Origin of the sequence: Rothia sp. SD9660Na (assembly GCF_030064065.1) — a bacterium.
Taxonomy (GTDB): Bacteria; Actinomycetota; Actinomycetes; order Actinomycetales; family Micrococcaceae; genus Rothia.
In genome coordinates, this window is sequence record NZ_CP125946.1 from 32,930 (window position 1) to 51,182 (window position 18,253).

General features: G+C 58.4%; 17 protein-coding genes. 12 read left to right on the forward strand and 5 right to left on the reverse strand.

Translation table 11 applies throughout. The annotated features are described in order from the left end of the window. Nucleotides 1–5 precede the first annotated feature (5 nt). The 4 genes from QM007_RS00250 to QM007_RS00265 all read left to right on the forward strand — a co-directional run bounded on the left by QM007_RS00250 (nt 6) and on the right by QM007_RS00265 (nt 2,811). Entirely contained in the window at nt 6–461 is a 456-nt protein-coding gene (locus QM007_RS00250; protein WP_283490033.1) for a fluoride efflux transporter FluC, read from the forward strand. Nucleotides 462–464: 3 nt separating this feature from the next. Further along, nucleotides 465–866, forward strand: coding sequence for a fluoride efflux transporter FluC (locus QM007_RS00255; RefSeq protein ID WP_283490034.1), 402 nt, complete (start codon nt 465–467; stop codon nt 864–866). Nucleotides 867–957: 91 nt separating this feature from the next. After that, nucleotides 958–1,581 carry a VanZ family protein gene (locus QM007_RS00260; protein WP_283490035.1) on the forward strand — a complete coding sequence of 208 codons (624 nt, stop codon included), beginning with the start codon at nt 958–960 and terminating at the stop codon, nt 1,579–1,581. A 267-nt stretch (nt 1,582–1,848) separates the two neighbouring features. Then, complete coding sequence (locus QM007_RS00265; protein WP_283490036.1) at nt 1,849–2,811, forward strand: MIP/aquaporin family protein; 963 nt, start codon at nt 1,849–1,851, stop codon at nt 2,809–2,811. Nucleotides 2,812–2,893: 82 nt separating this feature from the next. Here QM007_RS00265 and QM007_RS00270 read toward each other — a convergent pair whose 3' ends face one another. The 3 genes from QM007_RS00270 to QM007_RS00280 all read right to left on the reverse strand — a co-directional run bounded on the left by QM007_RS00270 (nt 2,894) and on the right by QM007_RS00280 (nt 6,411). Then, complete coding sequence (locus tag QM007_RS00270; RefSeq protein ID WP_283490037.1) at nt 2,894–4,117, reverse strand: hypothetical protein; 1,224 nt, start codon at nt 4,115–4,117, stop codon at nt 2,894–2,896. A gap of 134 nt (nt 4,118–4,251) precedes the next feature. After that, on the reverse strand, nt 4,252–5,850 hold the full coding sequence (locus QM007_RS00275) for an acetylornithine deacetylase (protein WP_283490038.1): 1,599 nt from the start codon (nt 5,848–5,850) through the stop codon (nt 4,252–4,254). A gap of 39 nt (nt 5,851–5,889) precedes the next feature. Beyond that, the gene (locus tag QM007_RS00280) at nt 5,890–6,411 is read right to left on the reverse strand and encodes a flavin reductase family protein (RefSeq protein ID WP_283490039.1); all 522 of its coding nucleotides are present in this window, start codon (nt 6,409–6,411) and stop codon (nt 5,890–5,892) included. 226 nt (nt 6,412–6,637) lie between these two features. Between QM007_RS00280 and QM007_RS00285 the strand changes: the two genes are divergently transcribed. Further along, complete coding sequence (locus tag QM007_RS00285; protein WP_283490040.1) at nt 6,638–7,156, forward strand: gluconokinase; 519 nt, start codon at nt 6,638–6,640, stop codon at nt 7,154–7,156. Nucleotides 7,157–7,179: 23 nt separating this feature from the next. Next, on the forward strand, nt 7,180–8,586 hold the full coding sequence (locus QM007_RS00290; protein WP_283490041.1) for a GntP family permease: 1,407 nt from the start codon (nt 7,180–7,182) through the stop codon (nt 8,584–8,586). A gap of 82 nt (nt 8,587–8,668) precedes the next feature. On the opposite strand, the gene QM007_RS00295 is transcribed toward QM007_RS00290, so the two are convergent. Continuing rightward, entirely contained in the window at nt 8,669–10,333 is a 1,665-nt protein-coding gene (locus QM007_RS00295; RefSeq protein ID WP_283490042.1) for an alpha-keto acid decarboxylase family protein, read from the reverse strand. A gap of 244 nt (nt 10,334–10,577) precedes the next feature. Here QM007_RS00295 and QM007_RS00300 point away from each other — a divergent pair, with 244 nt between their 5' ends. The 5 genes from QM007_RS00300 to QM007_RS00320 all read left to right on the forward strand — a co-directional run bounded on the left by QM007_RS00300 (nt 10,578) and on the right by QM007_RS00320 (nt 15,797). Then, nucleotides 10,578–12,608 carry a DUF6541 family protein gene (locus QM007_RS00300; protein WP_283490043.1) on the forward strand — a complete coding sequence of 677 codons (2,031 nt, stop codon included), beginning with the start codon at nt 10,578–10,580 and terminating at the stop codon, nt 12,606–12,608. A gap of 87 nt (nt 12,609–12,695) precedes the next feature. Then, nucleotides 12,696–13,433: a glycosyltransferase family 2 protein gene (locus QM007_RS00305; RefSeq protein WP_283490044.1), complete on the forward strand. Its 738-nt coding sequence runs from the start codon at nt 12,696–12,698 to the stop codon at nt 13,431–13,433. Between the two features lie 2 nt (nt 13,434–13,435). Next, nucleotides 13,436–13,831 (forward strand): DUF2304 domain-containing protein, encoded by a 396-nt coding sequence (locus QM007_RS00310; RefSeq protein ID WP_283490045.1) that lies wholly within the window; start codon nt 13,436–13,438, stop codon nt 13,829–13,831. Nucleotides 13,832–13,836: 5 nt separating this feature from the next. Then, nucleotides 13,837–14,949: a glycosyltransferase family 4 protein gene (locus tag QM007_RS00315; protein WP_283490046.1), complete on the forward strand. Its 1,113-nt coding sequence runs from the start codon at nt 13,837–13,839 to the stop codon at nt 14,947–14,949. Between the two features lie 2 nt (nt 14,950–14,951). Beyond that, a complete protein-coding gene (locus QM007_RS00320) occupies nt 14,952–15,797 on the forward strand; it encodes a glycosyltransferase family 2 protein (protein ID WP_283490047.1) in 846 nt (281 codons plus the stop codon). Between the two features lie 53 nt (nt 15,798–15,850). On the opposite strand, the gene QM007_RS00325 is transcribed toward QM007_RS00320, so the two are convergent. Further along, nucleotides 15,851–17,146, reverse strand: a complete 1,296-nt coding sequence (locus tag QM007_RS00325; protein ID WP_283490048.1) for a hypothetical protein — start codon at nt 17,144–17,146, stop codon at nt 15,851–15,853. Nucleotides 17,147–17,242: 96 nt separating this feature from the next. Here QM007_RS00325 and QM007_RS00330 point away from each other — a divergent pair, with 96 nt between their 5' ends. After that, a complete protein-coding gene (locus QM007_RS00330; RefSeq protein ID WP_283490049.1) occupies nt 17,243–18,253 on the forward strand; it encodes a glycosyltransferase family 2 protein in 1,011 nt (336 codons plus the stop codon).

Below are 18,253 nucleotides of genomic sequence, written 5' to 3' on the forward strand. Positions count from 1 at the left end.
GGGGAGTGACCCCTACCTTTCGTACTACCTGGCTTGTCTTTTTGGGTGGAGGGGCCGGTGCTCTTGTGCGGGCCCTGCTGCTCACTGCTTTCCCCGTCTCTGGATTATCCTTGCCTGTGACGGTGCTACTGGTGAACTGGGCTGGTGCTTTTCTGCTGGCTTTCTTGACTGGTTACCTGCTTGCTGCCGCACCGGGTGGGGTTCTTTCGGCTGGTTCTGAGCAGCTCCGTGTGCTGGTGGGCACCGGCTTTTTAGGTGGCTTTACCACCTATTCCACTTTTGCCCTGGCGCTAGCCCAGCTCACCTTGGCCGGTCACTGGTGGACGGCCGCCGGGTATGCCCTGCTCTCGCTGGTTGGTGGTTACCTGCTGGCCTGGGCGGGGTGGCGGTTAGCTGCTCGGTGGGGAATGAGCGGACGCCTGCCCCGCGCCGGTAGGCCAGCTCAAGGGGCGGGGGAATAGGGCATGGTCTACCTTTTAGTCTTTCTCGCTGGCGGCGCAGGCGCCGCCCTGCGCCTCTGGGTCGATAGCTGGGTCAAAACCCTTGTTTTAAAGCTCTGGCAAGTATCTATGCCTTTAGGGACATTCTTTATTAATGTCACGGGATCCTTTCTCTTGGGCGGCCTCACCGGTCTTCTCGCTGCCCATATCACGCCTATTCCCGGTGCGGAAACTTTTGTAATTACAGAAAATCTCACCCTCATTCTGGGAGTGGGCTTCTTGGGTGGCTACACCACCTTCTCCACCGCCCTGCTTGAAACCCTACGAGCCCCCGGTAAGCTGGCCACCGGAGTCCTTGCTCTCGGCCAGTTGCTGGTCTCAACCCTTGCCGCCCTGGCGGGCCTGGCCTTAGGTGCCCTCATCTAGGGCCTCGGGTGTAGTTTTCCCTCTTTCTCTGTAAAGACCCAGTTAGAGTCGGTACACTCAATCATTCAGAGTCCTGTCAATCTCCAAGACTATGCGGTACTACTTCTACTTCTCGATTCCTGTGCTCCAGCAGGCCCTTTCCCTCTGGGCCTTGCTCATGGTTTTTGTGGTGCCCGCCCTTTGGTGGTTTGGCCGCCACCTGCCCGCCCTTAGGCTCCTGCGCCGCATTGCCGCCACGGGCGTCCTGGTGCTCTACGCTACCGGGGTTATCGCCTACACCTTCCTGCCCCTGCCCGATAATGATTCCTTCGTCTGCCCCGATGGCTGGGGTAGCACCTACCCCCGCTTCTTCCTGGGTTGGAGTATCGAATTCGCTATTGCAGCCAACGACGGCCTACTCGGTGCCATCTTCTCTATCTACGTGCTGCAGATGCTGCTGAACGTGCTGCTCTTTGTACCCTTTGGGGTGCTGGCCCGCTGGCGGTGGGGAGCTAGCTTCCGTGCCGTTCTCTTCGCGGCTTTTGGCACCTCACTTGCGATTGAGCTGACCCAGCTGACCGGTATCTGGGGCTACTATGACTGCGCTATCCGCACCTTCGATGCCGAAGACATTTTCAACAACACCCTGGGTGCTGTCCTGGGCTGGGGTGCCCTTGCCACCTGGCAGCATCGTCATACCCTGCCCGGGCAGCTCCGCCGCCTTTTCGGGCGCTAGTGGGGTGGGTGCGTCCGCCCCTAGAATCCCCGCGGACGCCCGCCCGGTGGCCTCCTTGTCTTAGTGGGTGAACGCGCCGGTGGGGGCTTGGTCACAGCTCTTGGAAAAGAGGGCGATAAACCGCTTAAGTGTTAGGGCACTTTTACCCCTAAGCCTTGCCGCCAAAAACCCAATCATTCACACTTAAACCCAAGTGAAGCAAACTATGGGCTGAAGGGTCCGGCACCTGCCGGGGCATACTGGCCCCCGACACTTGCGGAGAAACACGTGAACACTATCAGCCCCTACCTGGCCGAATTCCTGGGCACCATGATTATGGTGACCATCGGCTGCGGCGTCATTGCCACCGTCGAACTACGCCGTTCCAAGGGCCACGGCGACAACTTCTTTACCATCGCCTTCGGTTGGGGCTTTGCCGTCACCTTCGGCGTCTACGCCTCCCACGCCTACTCCGGCGGCCACCTCAACCCCGCTGTCTCTATCGGCCTGGCCGCCTACGGGGAGTTCGACTGGGCCATGGTGCCCGGCTACATTCTCGCCCAGGTCGCTGGGGCCATGGTGGGCGCGGGCTTCGTCTTTCTCAACTACCTGCCCCACTGGAAAGCCACCGCAGACCGTAAAATCAAGCTCGGTGTTTTTGCCACCGTGCCCGCCATTCACAACTATTTCACCAACGCCCTCTCCGAAATTATCGGCACCTTCTTGCTGGTCTTCTCAGCCCTCTACGTGGGGGTGAACTTCACCCCCATCCTTGAGGGTTCAGAGCTGGCACTCAACCTAAATCACGTGCTCAAGCCCCTGGCCTTTGGTTTCTTGGTCACCGTGCTCGTGATTGGTCTGGGTGGCCAGACCGGCTTTGCCCTCAATCCTGCCCGCGACTTTGGCCCCCGCCTCATGCACGCCCTGCTGCCTATTCACGGCAAGGGAAGCTCCCGCTGGTACTACGCCTGGGTGCCGGTCTGCGCCCCTATCGCAGGTGGCCTGATGGGTGGATCTTTCTTCAAGCTCTACTACGACGGCCAGTTCTCACTCTTCCAGGTGGCCGGTGTTGTACTGGCTGTGGCTGTACTTGGGTTCGGTCTGTGGGCTAACAAGCACATGTACCGCTCCAAGTCAGCTGAGGTGCTACCCCAGAGCGAGGACACCGAGGCGACCGCCGCGTCCGCCGCCGCCACTTACGTGCCCACCGGTGAAATCCCGGTCGTGCAGAAGCGGGCTTTTTGGGAGTAGTCCACTCGGTACTGTGCAGACTTCTTGGGCTGGGTGCAGGGTTTTCTCTGCACCCAGCCCAAAAAGTCTGCACCGCCCGGCTCTAGGCGCGGTCTTGTAGTTCGCTCCAGGGCAGGGTACGGCTTACCAGATGGAGCTTGACAGTGTAGCCCGCACCCAGTTCGCTGGTGAGGGTATCGCGCAGTCTCTCCCCCAGCTGCCGCCAGGCTCGGGTTGTGGGGCTGGTGAGGTCTTCCGGGTCCATGTCCAGGTCTTCCCAGAGACTGGCCCAATTACCCAGCAGCTGCCGGGTGGACGGGGCCAGCTCAAGATCCTCGGCCAGACCTTTCCCGTCTGCGTACCAGAGGGGGAAGAATTCTCCCCAGTCATTAGCAAGGTCCAGGTGTACGGTCTGTGAACGCGGCCCGATACGCCACTGGGTCACCGGGGGTAATCCCGGCTCCTCGTAGAGATCCCGGTGAATCGCCCGCACCAGGGGTTCTAGGGAAGAGGCGGCGCGGACGTCCGCCACCTCGTACTTGCCGCTGGTGAAGGGGAGGTTTTTCTGGGCCCCCGCCAGTGGGGAGCCATAGATGATATCCCAGTTGCCGCTGCGCTGAACATACAGGGTCATGCCGTTGAGCCACCTCAGTTTCAGTGCCCAGCAATCGGTATCGGTGCTGGCCACACGACGCAAGGTGGCGGGCTTGTAGCCTTGTTGTGCCGGGGAGTAGTCCATGTAGAACCCTGCATACCACAGGCCCTCAGGCCGCGCCCTGCTGGCGGTTGCTGCCAGGCCCCGCACCTTGTCATCGGAGGGGTGGACGGGTACGAACCCCCACCAGCGCAGCGGAGAGGCGGGCAGGGCTAGAGTTACATCGACCTCTGATACCGCCTGGGTGGCAGAGATGAGATAGGGCAGGTTGCTGCAGCGGGTTACCACCCCGGGCGTGAGTCGGGGCCAGGTCGCCGGGTAGGGTTGGTTACCCAGTTCCCGGTCAATCAGGGAGCGGACGCCCCGGCAAAAGCCAGTGAGGAGCTCCAGCTCCTCGGTGAGTTCGTCACCCGTAATGGCAGGCTGAAAGGTGCCCGGGCTGGTTTCGATGAGGACGGGGATCCCTTCCCCGCCGAGTAGGGGAGCCGACGAGGCGGTGATCTGCCAGGTGCCGACGTCCGCATGCTCTCCGCGCCCGGCGTGATAGAGGGCTCTTATCCGTACCCCCCGCCACGGTGTCGGGGCGGTAGGTGACGGTAATCTTCCCCCGGCCGGGCGGCTGGGGCAGGTGCTCCACCTCTCCCTGAAGATAGACCAGCAGGGACGGCTCACCCGCCCGCTCAAGGCTGACGGGAACCGTCAGAATACCGGCCAGGGCCGGGTGTAGGCCCGGCGCCGCCGGGTAGGGAATAAAGTGATATGGGGCGCTCATAGGGCCTAGTCTAGATACCCGGCCCTATTCCTGGCTAGCCCTCGTAGATAATCTCGAAGCCATCCCCTAAAACTGCCCGCAGGCTCTCTGCCAGGGCCTTACCATGGTTCTTCCACTCCAGCTCTTCCTGGTGGCGCTCCTGCTGGGTGAGGGAACGGGGCGGAATCTCACCCATCTCTTCAGCTGCCCGGGTCGCCCACGCCTGTGACCAGGCTGCAAGCTCTTCCACCAGGTCAGACGGAACCTGGGGTAAATCGTCCGGGTCATAAGGGTAGGGGTACTCTCCGGCTTGCTCTAGCTCACTGGGAGCACCCCACAGGGGGAAATCCACTCCCCATTCCGGAAAAACCCGAATACGTCGACGGGGTCGCGCACCTGCGTCCTGGGGTGTCATCGTATTCTCCTGTTCCTGGCTAGCCCACTCCAGCACCTTGAGCATGAAGCGGTCGCAGGCCTCAATCTGGGCCAGTTCAATCCACTCATTGGGGGTGTGGGCCTGGGCGATATCGCCGGGGCCGCACACTACCGCCTGCACCCCGCCGTAGCGGGCGAACTGGCCAGCCTCAGTACCGTAGGTGACCTTCTGGGCCTCCACAGAACCGGGGCGCCCCGCCCACTCGTTAGCCAGGGCAATAATCTCAGCACCGTCAGCAGTACCCAGGGCAGGGACGGCAGCCAGTAGCTCATGGGTAATACCCACGGCGTTCACAAACTCGCCGGGGGTAGCGCCAGCCAGGGCCTCAGCGTCCGCCGCCCGCGCCTTCAGGGCAGGAAGAAGATCACCGGCAATCTTCGCCTCAATCTGGGCAATCACCTCGCTGGTCGTCATCTGGGGAACCGTGCGGAAGTCATACTCCAGTACCACGTGCTCACCCACAATGTTGTACTGAATACCACCGCGGGCAAAATTCACCCCGCCGGTGGAATAGGGCACCACAAAGCCCTCATCGAAGGGACCCTCAGCCCGCCAGGTACCGGCCAGCTGCTCAAAGAAAGTAATAAACTCCGCCGCCGGCGCCAGAGCGTTGACCCCGTGTGGGCCCAAGGAGGCATGCTTAGCGATACCCTTGAAGGTCACCCGCCCGCGGTGAGCACCCTTATGGGCAGAAATCACCTGCATCATGGACGGTTCACCAATGACCGCAAAATCAGGGGCAATACCGCGCGCCCGGAAGTCCTCAATCATGGCAGGTGCACCCACGCAGCCAATTTCCTCATCATAGGAAAAAGCAAAATGAACGGGCTTCGCCAGCTTAGCCTCAAGCAGCTGGGGCAGTAACCACATGGCAGAGCCAATAAAAGACTTCATATCCGAGGCCCCGCGCCCATAGAGCTTGCCGTCCTTCACCAGGGGGGTGAAGGGGTCGGTGACAGTCCACGCCTGCCCCTCAACCGGCACCACGTCCGTGTGCCCCGACAGCACCACGCCACCGTCCGTACCACCGCCTGCGGCGGGCACGGTCACGAAGAGGTTGGCGCGCTCGCCGTCCTCGCTGTAGGTGTAGTGCGGGGTCAGGCCGTGAGCCCCAAACTCAGCCGCCAGCAGATCAAGTACGGGGCGGTTGCTGGTCTGGCTGATGGACTGCGCGGCAATAAGCTTTTCAATCCAGGGAAGAGATGCAGGGAGTGTCATAGCACCAGTCTAAAACCCCGGGTCTGCCGGGGCACTAGATTACAGGGCCGAGTGGTCGCCCAGGCCGTGGAAGCGGCGGGCGTGGTAAACGGTGGGGGCTGCGTTGGCATCGTGGCGGATGAAGTCGCTGACCTCAGCGGTAAAGACCACGGCGGGGCCCGCATCGAGGGTTCCCAGCGGACGGACGCGCAGCACCCGGCTCACCCCATGCAGCAGGGGCTCACCGGTAGGCAGACGGTCCCAGGTGGAGGTATCACCAAACTTATCGGCCTTGCTGACCGAAAAGAGCTTGGCGATCTCGATGTTATCGGCACCAATCAGGTGAATCAGGAAGGAGTCAGCATCGATGATGCGGGCAGCCGAACCGGTGCGGTCCTTGAAAGAGAAAGAGACGATGGGAGGCTCAGCGGAAACCGATGACAGGGACGAGATAGTCAGGCCACCCGGCAGCCCGTCGGAGCCCTCAGCGGTGATGATGGCAACGCCGGCTGCCTGGGCGCCGAAAGCCTCGCAGAACAGTTCGGTGGCGGTCTTTTCGCTGATATTTACCTGGGTGGTCATGGTCGGTTTTCCTTTGTGCGGCTGCTTGGGGACTACAGCGCCGGGAGCGCTTGGTCTTCAGCCTAGGACTTCCGGTGCACCAAACCCTAGCCTTTCTCACATATTGCCCCTATGAGTAGAACTGTGACAGTGTTACGCGCGCAGGTTGTAACAAAGGGTAGAAGTCGTATGCCTTGAGTGCCCCGTCTATTCGGCATACGGACTAAATGGGTGCACAATAATAGACATGACAAAGGAAAACACACATCACATTGTCGTGATGGGTGTGAGCGGTACCGGCAAAACCAGCATCGCCCACGCCCTGCGCGATCAACTCGGCTGGGCCTTCGTCGAAGGCGACGACCTGCACCCTGCTGAAAACATCCAGAAAATGAGCGCCGGGATTCCCCTTACCGACGAGGATCGTGCCCCCTGGCTTGCCCGCATCGCCACCTGGATCAAGGACGCGGACGCCCGCGGCGAGCACACTGTCGTCACCTGCTCCGCCCTCAAACGCACCTACCGTGACGTGCTGCGCGAAGCCGCCCCCGGCGTCCTCTTTGTACACCTGACAGGGGTGCGTGAAACTATCGCAGAGCGCATGAAGCACCGCAAAGGCCACTTCATGCCAACCTCCCTACTCGACTCCCAATTCGCCACCCTCGAACCCCTCGAATCGGACGAAGCCGGGGTGCTCGTTGATATTTCTGGCACCCCGGAACAGGTTGCAACCGCGGCACTGGCCGCCCTGCGTCCTACCCTATAAGCCCCACACGAAAGCACACCACTATGCCCCTTCCCGAAGACTGGGTCCAGACCCTCACCGCTGGGCCACTCCTTGCCATCGCCGCCGGCGCGATCCTGCTCCTGCTCCTGCTCATCATTAAGTTCAAACTCCACGCTTTCCCTGCCCTCATTATCGTTAGCCTGCTCACCGCGGTCACCGCCGGAATCCCCATCGCCAGCGTTGTGCCCGTCATGCTCAGCGGCTTCGGCTCAACCCTGGCGTCTGTAGCCCTGCTCGTTGGTCTGGGCGCCATGCTCGGTGCCCTCATCCAGTACTCCGGCGGTGCCCAGGTACTTGCCCACAAACTCATCTCGGTCTTCGGTGAAGACCGCGCCCCCATCGCCCTCGGTGTGGCATCTATGCTCTTTGGCTTCCCCATCTTCTTTGATGCCGGCCTGGTCGTGATGCTCCCCATCGTTTTCTCCGTCGCCCGCTGGGTTGGCGGCTCCCTCCTGCTCTACGGTATTCCCGCTGTAGGTGCATTCTCCGTTATGCACGTCTTCGTTCCGCCCCACCCCGGCCCCGTCTCAGCCGCATCTTTCTTCGAAGCTAACGTCGGTACTCTACTGCTCGTCTCCCTCATCATCGCGGTGCCCACCTGGTACCTTGCCGTTTACCTCTTCTCAAAGTTCATCGGTAAGCGCATTGACCTGCCGGTTCCCTCTCTCATGGGTCACGAAGAAACCCAGGACGCACCCCTCAACCCGCCCTCCTTCGGCACCGTGCTCTTCGTACTGCTGCTCCCCATGGCCCTCATCTTCCTCAACACCGGTCTTAACACCCTGGCTAAGGGTGGAGTGCTTCCCGAACGTGCAGCAGATGAAACCTGGTTCCAGACCCTGCGTCTGCTCGGTGAAACACCTGTCGCTCTACTCATCACTTCCCTGGTTGCCATGTACCTGCTCGGCTTCAAGCGCAAGGATCATGCCCTGGGCATCCAGCAGACTATGGACGGCGCACTTCCCGCGGTCTGCTCCGTCATCCTGATTACCGGTGCCGGTGGTATGTTCGGTGGCGTGCTACGATCCTCAGGAATCGGCGATGCTCTCGCCGATGTGCTGGGTGACCTGGGTGTTCCCCTCATTGTTGCGGGCTTCCTCATTGCCGCAATTCTGCGCGTTGCCCAGGGGTCAGCGACCGTAGCCCTGACCACCGCCGCAGGTCTCATCACCCCCGGTGTACTGGCCGCAGACTTCAACTCTATTCAGCTTGCGGCCCTTGTGGTTTCGGTCGCCGCAGGCTCTGTGGTGCTCTCTCACTTCAACGACTCAGGTTTCTGGTTAGTTAGCCGCTTCTTCAATATGGACGAAAAGACCACCCTTAAAACCTGGACGGTGATGGAAACCCTCATTGGCGTTGTGGGCTTCGCCGGTGCTGCCGTTGTGTTCAGCGTGGCAAGCCTGCTGTAACTAGGCGTGAGTTAAAGCCGGACGCGCCCGCCCCGCCTTCGTCGGTGAAGGCGGGGCGGGCGCGTCCTTGCGGGCTCTTGTACTACTTCTTCTTATTGAGCTGGGCCGCCTGGGCGCCGAACTTCTCAAGCAGCTCAGGCATATCCATAGGTGCGGTGACTACCTCAACGAAAACCAGCTTGTCACGGTTCTCCTTAGCCACCCGGCAGGCCTCGTCAAACTCACGAACCGTAGCAGCGCGTAGCGTGACGGTGTTAGAGTCTGTGCCACCGAAGGCCGCTGGAATCTTCGACCAGTCGTAGGCGGTGATGTCGTTGTACTCAGCCTCCACACCGTGAATCGAGCGCTCGATGGTGTAGCCGTCATTGTTAATCAAGAAGACCACCGGGTTCACGCCCTCGCGGATAATGGTGCCAATCTCCTGAATCGTTAGCTGGGCTGAGCCGTCACCCACCATCAGCACACCGCGGGAATCGGTATCGGCCATAGCCGCACCCAGCAGGGCCGGAATGGAGTAGCCGATAGAACCCCACAGAGGCATGCCGATAAACCGGGAATCGCGCGGGAACTTACGGGTTGCCATGCCGAAGAAAGAGGTACCCATATCGACCACAACGGTGTTCTTCTCGTCCAGGTTTGATGAGAGCACCCGCCACAGCACATCCTGCGTGAGAGCCTCATCGGTGATATCGGGCAGAGGTTCCTCGCTGGTGGGAGCCTCAAAGGGAGTGCCCTTCAGACCAAGCTCTAGGGACACCTCTTTAACGATGTTCAGGGCGCTGGCCATGGTGAGCGGGGCATAGTGGCGACCGGCGACGCTGGTGCTCTCTGTACCGATGTTAATAACCCGCCCAAAGTCTATCTGATGTGAGTATATGCCGGTTGTGGTATCTGTAAATTCCACGCCAGCGCAGACCAAAACCTCGGCATCTTCCACTACCGCACGGGTATGTTCAGCCGACAGGCCACCCACGTAGATACCTGCAAAGTTGGGCTTGGTTTCGTTCAGTACGGCCTTGCCCCACATGAGGGATGCAAAAGGGAACTTGGTCTCGGTCACCAGGGCGCGGACGTCCTGCACCGCCCCCAGACGCTCAGCCATGATATCTGCCAGCACCGTCACGCTCTTGCCGCGCATGAAGTCAGTGATGGCATCCTTGAAGAGGGCCTCAATATCGGGTGAGGAGACGTGGCTATCCACATCGAGCGGACGTGACGGGGGAGTGGCCGGCATGGTGGACACATCAACCGGCAGCATCAGGTAGCCGGGCTTGCGGTGGATGACGGCGGTGCGAATCACGCGGTCAATGTCGGTGGCAGCGGTCGCCGGGTGCAGGGCCGCAACCGCAGCAGACACCTCGGACGCCATACGCATAAAGTGCTTGAAATCGCCATCGCCCAGGGTGTGATGCATGCGCAGATGGGAATTCTGAGCTGAGAGGCTGGGGGCACCCACAATGTGAATCACGGGTACGTTCTCGGCATAGGAACCAGCGGTCGCGTTAATGGCTGACAGCTCGCCCACCCCATAGGTAGTTACCAGGGCGCCTAGCCCCTTAACGCGGGCATAGCCGTCCGCCGCATAGCCGGCGTTGAGCTCATTAGCGTTGCCCACCCAATCCAGCTTCTCGTGCGCCAAAACGTCGTCGAGGAAGAAGAGGTTAAAGTCCCCGGGCACACCGAAAACCTTGTCTACGCCCAGCTCAGCCAGACGGTCGAGAATATAGTTACCCACGGTATAGGTCATCGTTGACTCCTTGTACTATGTAAAACCAGGCCTGTGTGACCTGTACCATTTACCTTCCAGTGTAGTGGGTTTCGCCCGGCCCGCCACTGGGCGCCGAGCGCCTGAGTCTTAGCCTGGCGTGCAGAATCACTGTATCTAGCGCCTGTGACCTTTGTTTAAAGGTTTCAGCACTTCCTTGCCGGGCTTTACTACTAGACTTGGGGAGGACGCTTTATCCCCGCTGTGGCCACAAACAAGGAGAACGATGAGCTGGTTCGAGATTGCAATGCCTCTACTGGTTGGGCTGATCTATCTTTTTGTTCCGGGCCTGCTCATTGCGGCGGTTGCCCGCTTGCGTGGGTTTGAGGCTTGTGGTTTAGCTCCGGCGCTTTCTGTGGCAGCTATTATGCTGGGTGCAACCGTGACCCCTATGCTCGGTATTCGCTGGGCTTTATGGGTTCCGTTTGCCTCGGCTGTAGTGCTTGCTGCCGTTATTCTGCTTGTGGTTCTAGTAGGACGCTGGGCTGGGCTTGGGTCTGCTCCAGCTCGTTCACATCAGGGGAGGTGGCTTCCTCCTCAACGTTCTGTAGTGGCTAGCGCCTGGTGGTCGAAAGATCAGATGGTGTACTGGGGCAGCTTCCTTGTGGGTGCCCTCCTGCTGTGGCGCAACGTTACGAATGCTATTGGTCAGCCTGAATGGATTTCTCAGACCTGGGATAACAGCTTCCATCTCAACGCAGTGCGTTTCATTGAAGATACAGGTAGCGCCTCGCCCCTCACCCTGGGTGCAATGACAACGGTTGAAGGGGAGTCTACCTTTTACCCCGGAGCTTGGCACGCTATCGTTTCGCTCATTACGATGGGCTCCGGCGCTGATATACCGGTGGCAACTAACACTATGGCTGTAGTGGCTTCGGCGATCATCTGGCCTCTCAGCACAGTGTTTATGGTGCGCCAAATTTTTAAGCTGAACACCGCAGGCGTCGTGGTGGTGGGAGCTTTTGCAGGTGCCTTTACTTCCTACCCTATTCTGTTGCTTGATTTCGGTGTGCTGTACCCGAACCTGCTAGGTATTGCCCTGATGCCTGCCGGTATCGGTCTGGTAGCGCAGCTATTCCGCATGGTCGCGGTTCGCCGTATCTCAACCCTGCAGTCGGTGGTCCTAGGGGTCTGGGTGGCTTTGGCTATTGCGATTGCCCACCCCAACGCGATTATGTCGCTTCTGGTAATGATTATTCCCCTGCTGCTCGGCCGCGTCATTCTTAACTTTGTTACTAGCTTTAAGCACCGTGCCTACTGGGGTGCAGCGGGAGCCACAGCCCTAGGCGTTGCGCTGATTTTCATCGTGATGAATATTCTGTGGGGCGCGGTCCGTCCGCCCCAGGCAGCAGGTGAAGTGTGGGGCCCCGTCCTCACCCAGGGGCAGGCTCTAGGGGAACCCTTTGCCTTTGCCGCGATGGGCTTTAAGCCTCAGTGGTTCCTGGCCATTGTTTTTGTCATTGGCCTGTATACGTTCACCCGCCGTGCCAATGTTTACTCCCTCTGGGTGCTTGGTGCTTGGGCTGTGGTGGTGTACTTCTATGTAGCTGCCCGCTCCCTGGCGTGGGAGGACGGACGCTATGAAGTCGTAGGTCTCTGGTACCACGACTCTTTCCGTTTGGCCGCGCTCTTGCCCGTCATGAGTATTCCTATGCTGGCCCTGGCTGTGCACTGGGTAGCGGAAAAACTGGTTGCTAGCCAGTGGTGGCAGCGAACCCAGTGGGAGAGCGCCCGCCGCATGCTAGTAGTCGGTGCTGTAGCCATGTTTGCTGTAGTTGGGTTTGGCCAAACCAGCACCGCTTTGCAGAACCAGGTTGAGGCCAACTACTACGAGTATGCCCCTGACTCTGAATCTGACCTCTTGAACACCGATGAGTTCGACATGCTTGAGGTGCTCGATGAATATGTGCCTGAAGGCGAGACCGTTGTAGTGCAGCCTTTCACCGGCGCTGCTCTGGCCTATGCAATATCAGACCGCCCTGTGACCGCCTACCACACTATCTATTCAGCAGATGATGATGTGAAGTACGTGCAGGATCACCTGAATCAGGCTCTCGCGGACCCCCAGGTCTGCCGCGCCCTGGATAACCTCAATGCGGATTACTATCTTGACTTCGGTCGCGCAGAAGTCAGCGGGCATGACCACAGTAGCTGGTACGCGGGCTTTGAGGGGCTAACTGAATCTGGTGTGCTGACCGAAGTTCACCGTGAAGGCAACGCCGTTCTCTACGAGATTACGGCCTGCTCGGCGCCCTAAAGCGGGCTATCCCAAACTGATAGACTGGGCCATACGCATGTTACCTATCGGCCGATAGCTGCACGAGACAGGAAAGCCAACCCCCAGATGAACAGTGATTCTGCACCGCAGGAGCGCCCGCGCGTCCTGGTGATTATGCCCGCCTGGAACGAGGAAGAGGCTATCGGAGCGACGATTGCTGACCTTCGGGCTAAGGCTCCCTGGGTTGACCTGGTCGTCATCAATGACGGCTCCACAGATAGCACGGCCCAAGTGGCCCGCCAGGCCGGTGCTTTCGTCATTGACCTGCCCTACAACATGGGGGTTGGTGCTGCCATGCGAACCGGGTACCGGTATGCCCGCCGTATGGACTACGACATTGCTCTGCAGATGGATTCGGACGGCCAGCACCCACCTGAGTTTATCGACACCCTCATTGAAGGCCTGAACCGGGCCGATATCGTCATTGGTTCCCGCTTTGCTGCCTCCGATACCTACAAGGTGCGAGGCCCCCGCAAATGGGCTATGGGTCTGCTCTCCTTCCTCTTCACCCGCATTTCGGGCGAGAAATTTACCGATGTCACCAGTGGCTTCCGTGCGGTAAACCGCCGGGGCATCCAGCAGTACTGTGAATTTTTCCCTGCTGAGTACCTAGGCGATACCATCGACTCAACCGTGATGGCCATTCGTTCTGGCTGCAAGGTTATTCAGGTACCGGTAGAAATGCGAGAACGACAGGGCGGCACTCCCTCATCAGGGCCCCTAAAATCAGCCATTTACCTGGTGCGATCCTTTTTCGCCTTCGGTATCTCCATGACGCGTAAGAAAACAGCCGGGGAGGGCTAAGCATGCCGTCAAATGTCTTCTTTCTAATCCTGTCGGTTCTCATCTTCGTCATGGTCTTCGCCCAGGTGCGTAACCAGAAGATGAAGGAAAAGTACGCTGCCCTGTGGCTGCTCGTATCTGCGGCAATTATTGTGCTGGCGCTCTTCCCTCACCTGCTGAGCACACTTGCTGACCTGACAGGCGTCATCGTGCCTGTCAACCTGCTTTTCATGCTGGCAATTATCATGCTGATTGGTATTTGCCTGCACCTGACTCTAGACCTTTCACGGCTGGGGGAAGATACCAGAACCTTGGCTGAAGAAGTGGCGATGCTCAGAGCCCAGTTAGAGCAAGGCAGCGCTGAACGCCCCCGTCACCCCATGCCTACTGAAAGCCGCCCAGAAGAAGAGGGCAAATAGAAACTATGAATATCGCCTTCGTTATCAATAACTACCCCCCTAAGGTGGGTGGCCTTGAACAGCATGTTTCTGCCCTGTCAGCTGAGCTGCACAGGCTAGGGCATAAGGTCACTATTGTGACCCTCTCAGATACACCCGGTGTAAGCGTTGAAAACGGTATCAAGGTTTATCGGCTCAAGGAATACCTCACCGTCGACGGCATCCTCGGTTTCCCATCTCTAGTGGGTCTTACCCGCCTCGCTAAGGTGCTGAAGCGCGAGAATATCGATGTCATCTCGGTTCATACCCGCTTCTTTAGCATGAGCTGGTTTGGGGTTGCTTTAGGCCGAATGATGAAGATTCCCGTAGTCCATACCGAGCACGGTTCGGGCTTTGTGGTCTCGGAGAAGGCTGTTATTCGCCTAGCAAGTCATCTGGTAGACCGTACATTAGGTGTGCTGACACTCCGTGCAGCTTCTAAGGTTTTGGGTGTTTCTCAGCCCTCCTGTGATTTTGTTAAAAAGCTTTCAGGTGTAGATGCTGAGGTTTTTTATAACGTTTCCCCCCTGCCTATGGCTGCCCCTGAAGATGTTGTCTTCCAGCGGAAAAAGCTTGTCTTTTTAGCCCGTGTAGTTGAGGTGAAGGGCTGGCGGGCCTTTCTCGAAACTGTCCAGCAACTCCATGCAGAAGATGCTGAGATTACCGGTGTAGTACTGGGGGCTGGGGCCGACTTAGAGAAGGCTAAAGCCTATGCCGCTGAGCTGGGTATTTCTAACGCAGTAGATTTCAAGGGTTTTGTTGATCATACAACCGTAGCTCGTGAGCTTCGCGGAGCTACCCTGGTCAACCCCACCGTGGCGGCCGAAGGGTTCCAAACCACCATCATCGATGCTTACGTTTCACAGGCAGCAATCGTCACCTACGATGTATCGAGCGCCCGGGTTCTTAAGGACGCCGGGGTTCGGGTTCACATTGTTGAGCAGCAGGGTGTAGCCCAGCTGGCAGTAGCCGTACGTGCTGAGCTCGCCCAGGGCCCGCAGGCATACCCCGTAGAAGACCTCCAGCAGTGGGGCTGGGCTAGCCAGGGTAAGGCCTATGAGCAGGTTTTGCGTACATTCACTAACGGGTCAGGAGCTTAGAAATGACATCTTTGCCTGAGCTATCTGTTGTTATACGAAGTGGGGCTTTGAATAAGTGGCTTGAAAGCACGGTACATTCGGTGCTGGCTAGCTACGACGTTGATCTCGAAGTAATTCTGGTGCTTAACGGCCCTACGATTACTCTTGACTCCGAAGGCCGCGCCGCTGACGAAAAATCCTACCCCTGGCTCGCAGACCCGCGCCTGACCGTCCTGCGCTTTGATCGGTATATTGGTGTCAGTAACGCGATGCGGGCAGGCTGCGATGCCGCCCAAGCAGCTCTTATCGCCAATGTTGACGGGGATGACCTCATCACTCCTACAAAGTTCCGCCGTCAGTTAGACTACCTAGCTGCCCACCCTGAATGTGTTCTTGTGGGTACTGGGGGAGACCTCATTGACGAAAATGGCCGAGTTACGGGTGAACTCAAAGCTCCAACCGGTGACGATGTTCGGCGTAGCATGTTGCTGTTCAACCCTATCCCGCATTCATCGGTGGTGTTCCGGGCTGCAGCCTACCACCAGGCAAAAGAGTACCGTCAGGATCTCACTCAGTTCGAAGACTATGACCTCTTTCTGCGTTTGGCAGCGCTAGGGCCTGTAGCGATGTTGCAGGGGAATGAAATCCAGTACCGGGTGCATACCACCAATATCAGTAAGGGGGCTGGGGCCCGCGGTGACCATATCACAGCAGTTACCAGTGGCCGCCGTCAGCTGGCGAAAGCACTCGGGGTTCCTGCCGTTCTAGCGCTACCGCCCCACCTCCTGTGGCGAGGTGTCCAGTTTGCGCGGGCGTCCGGCCTGATCCGCCCCGTGCACGAGTACTTCACCTACTTCAAACGTTCCTAAACCAAGGACTTAAACCCAGAGGGGCAGCGCTAGCTGCCCCTCTGCGGTCTACCCTATACAGCCGGTGTGGACGCCCCTGACCGGGTTCGTGCCTCCATACCGATCAGATGCACAGCCGCACCAATTATTGGGCTAACCACCAGTGCCACGATAGTCCTGGCCTCAAGCCCCAGCGGCAGCAAAAGACAGCCAAAAGCCACCAGAACAGTGAGCACCCAGCCAGCAAGATAAATACGGTGGGCCCCCATCGCGAGGGTAGCTGTTCCTGACAGCGTTGTGACCGCCAGTAGGGCTGCAGCAAAGGTAAGAGCGGCCAGGAAAGCCCCGTCGAGCTGCCCAGTATACTTCTCATAAATTTCATCGAACAGCCAGGGCCCGAGAAGATAAGCGGCCCCCGCACCTGCCAGGCCAAGGGCCAGTAAAGCTCCCACCGGTTTAAGCAGGGCAGCGGTAGGACGCTGAGAGTGGGCCAGGAAATAAGAGACAGCAACACCCTGAAAAGCCTGCAAGGGAAGCATGATAGGAGCACGGGTAATCGAGATACCCAAAATAATTGCAGCTAGAAGCGCGGCAGACTCAGGCGTAGCAGTGGAGCTTGTCGCCTCCAAGAAGATAGGGAAGCCCGTAGACATAGCAGCTATAGCGACAGCGGTGCCCACCGCCAGCATCATGCCACGATAAGCCGCCCCAGGGCGTCCTACCAATCGTAAGCGGGTGGCACCCCGCACCCTGGGGGAGAAAACTACGAAGACCAGCCAGAGAAAAGCGGTTGCCAGAAAGGAAAGCTGGAAGGCCAGTAGACCTGCCCCCAGCGCAGATGCGAGCAGGGTGCACAAGAAACAGAAAATACCACCGGTTGAAATTAGCAGGGCGTACTCCGTCCAGGCCCGGGTGCCAGCCATCGCCCCAATGCAGTAGACATGGCAGGCATAGACGGCCGTTACTAGCGTAATGAGAAGTACGGTTCTCCAGTCTCCTGCTGGCAAAACTGTGCCGAGCCACACCGGTGTAAGAGCAGCAAAGATAATAGCGCAGGTAACCCCCACCCAGGTCGCTACCACAAGAGGGTTATAGGTGCTTTCCCCGGGGGCACGGGTAGCCTTCTTCTGCTGACTGAGCTGGTCAGAACCAATCAGACGTGCAGACTCTTGCTGCACTCCAAGGAGGGTGGCGAAGACCAAAGAAGTAAGAGACCAGAAAACCAAAAAATCTTTGTTGTCTTCGACCGTTAAAGACCGGGCAGCTAGCCAGGTCACCAAGAAAGTAGTACCCGCGCTAATAATGGATGAAGCCGTAATAAAAAGCGACTGGCCGCGACTAATCACAGCTTCGGTAGGTTCTTCGCTCACGGAATCTCTATCTTCTATGACGATAAGGAAAGTATCTCTAGCTTATCCGTCTTGCCACTCCAGAAGGCGTTCTAAGGTATGCCGTATGATGGTTTTGTGCCACACTCCTCACATCGTTCACCCGCTGCCCCTGTGCTCTCAATCGTCGTGCCCGCGTATAACGAAAGCGCGGGAATTCAAACGTTTCACGAGACACTTCTACTTCCAGCATTAGCTGCTGTTACGGAGCGTCTTGCTGAGCGCTCCATGGGGGCTGACCCCTACGAGATTATCTATGTGAACGATGGCAGCACAGATAACACCCTTGAGAAGCTCCAGGAGCTTGCCCAGGGGAGTGCTACGACACGAGTAGTTAATCTGTCGCGGAACTTTGGTAAAGAAATCGCTACAACGGCAGGTATTGAAGTTGCCCTCGGGCAGGCTGTGCTTATTATGGACGCGGACGGCCAACACCCACCTGCCTATATCAGTGATTTCCTATCCCGTTGGGAAGCTGGCGCCCAGGTTGTGGTAGGTGTGCGCTCGAACGATGCTGGTGGCTTCTTCAAGACCCAAGGATCAAGGTTCTTTTACCGAATCCTCAACTCGATTTCGGAGAGTCAGACGGTGCCCCGGTCTACAGACTTCAGACTGCTAGATCGAGTTGTTGTAGACGAGTTTCTGCGCTTTAGCGAACGAAATCGCATAACTCGAGGCCTCATAGACTGGCTGGGCTTTAAACGCGATTACATAGAGTTTGAAGCTCCTGACCGTCTGGCAGGCGAAGCTACCTACAGCATGCGTAAGCTCGTGGGTCTGGCCCTCAACAGTTTCACCACGATGAGTATTAAGCCTCTTTTTGCTTTCGGTTATCTGGGGCTCTTTATCACCCTGCTAGCTCTTGTCGCGGGGCTGACGATTATTGTGCAACAGTTCCTGATGGGGGATCCTCTTGGCTGGGACATCACCGGTTCCGCCATGGTCGGAATACTCGTAGCCTTCCTCGTTGGCGTACTTTTGGTAGCGCAAGGAATATTGGCTATCTACCTGTCTCACATCTATGTCCAAGCCCAGGGGCGCCCCCTCTACGTTATTGACCGCACCTCATCACGAAACCTTATTGGCTAG

Excerpts from the sequence above, each read along its gene's own strand:
- QM007_RS00255 (WP_283490034.1), top strand. The coding sequence starts at position 465 with ATGGTCTACCTTTTAGTCTTTCTCGCTGGCGGCGCAGGCGCCGCCCTG.
- QM007_RS00260 (WP_283490035.1), top strand. The coding sequence starts at position 958 with ATGCGGTACTACTTCTACTTCTCGATTCCTGTGCTCCAGCAGGCCCTT.
- QM007_RS00275 (WP_283490038.1), bottom strand. The coding sequence starts at position 5,850 with ATGACACTCCCTGCATCTCTTCCCTGGATTGAAAAGCTTATTGCCGCG.
- QM007_RS00280 (WP_283490039.1), bottom strand. The coding sequence starts at position 6,411 with ATGACCACCCAGGTAAATATCAGCGAAAAGACCGCCACCGAACTGTTC.
- QM007_RS00285 (WP_283490040.1), top strand. The coding sequence starts at position 6,638 with ATGACAAAGGAAAACACACATCACATTGTCGTGATGGGTGTGAGCGGT.
- QM007_RS00290 (WP_283490041.1), top strand. The coding sequence starts at position 7,180 with ATGCCCCTTCCCGAAGACTGGGTCCAGACCCTCACCGCTGGGCCACTC.
- QM007_RS00295 (WP_283490042.1), bottom strand. The coding sequence starts at position 10,333 with ATGACCTATACCGTGGGTAACTATATTCTCGACCGTCTGGCTGAGCTG.
- QM007_RS00300 (WP_283490043.1), top strand. The coding sequence starts at position 10,578 with ATGAGCTGGTTCGAGATTGCAATGCCTCTACTGGTTGGGCTGATCTAT.
- QM007_RS00305 (WP_283490044.1), top strand. The coding sequence starts at position 12,696 with ATGAACAGTGATTCTGCACCGCAGGAGCGCCCGCGCGTCCTGGTGATT.
- QM007_RS00310 (WP_283490045.1), top strand. The coding sequence starts at position 13,436 with ATGCCGTCAAATGTCTTCTTTCTAATCCTGTCGGTTCTCATCTTCGTC.
- QM007_RS00315 (WP_283490046.1), top strand. The coding sequence starts at position 13,837 with ATGAATATCGCCTTCGTTATCAATAACTACCCCCCTAAGGTGGGTGGC.
- QM007_RS00320 (WP_283490047.1), top strand. The coding sequence starts at position 14,952 with ATGACATCTTTGCCTGAGCTATCTGTTGTTATACGAAGTGGGGCTTTG.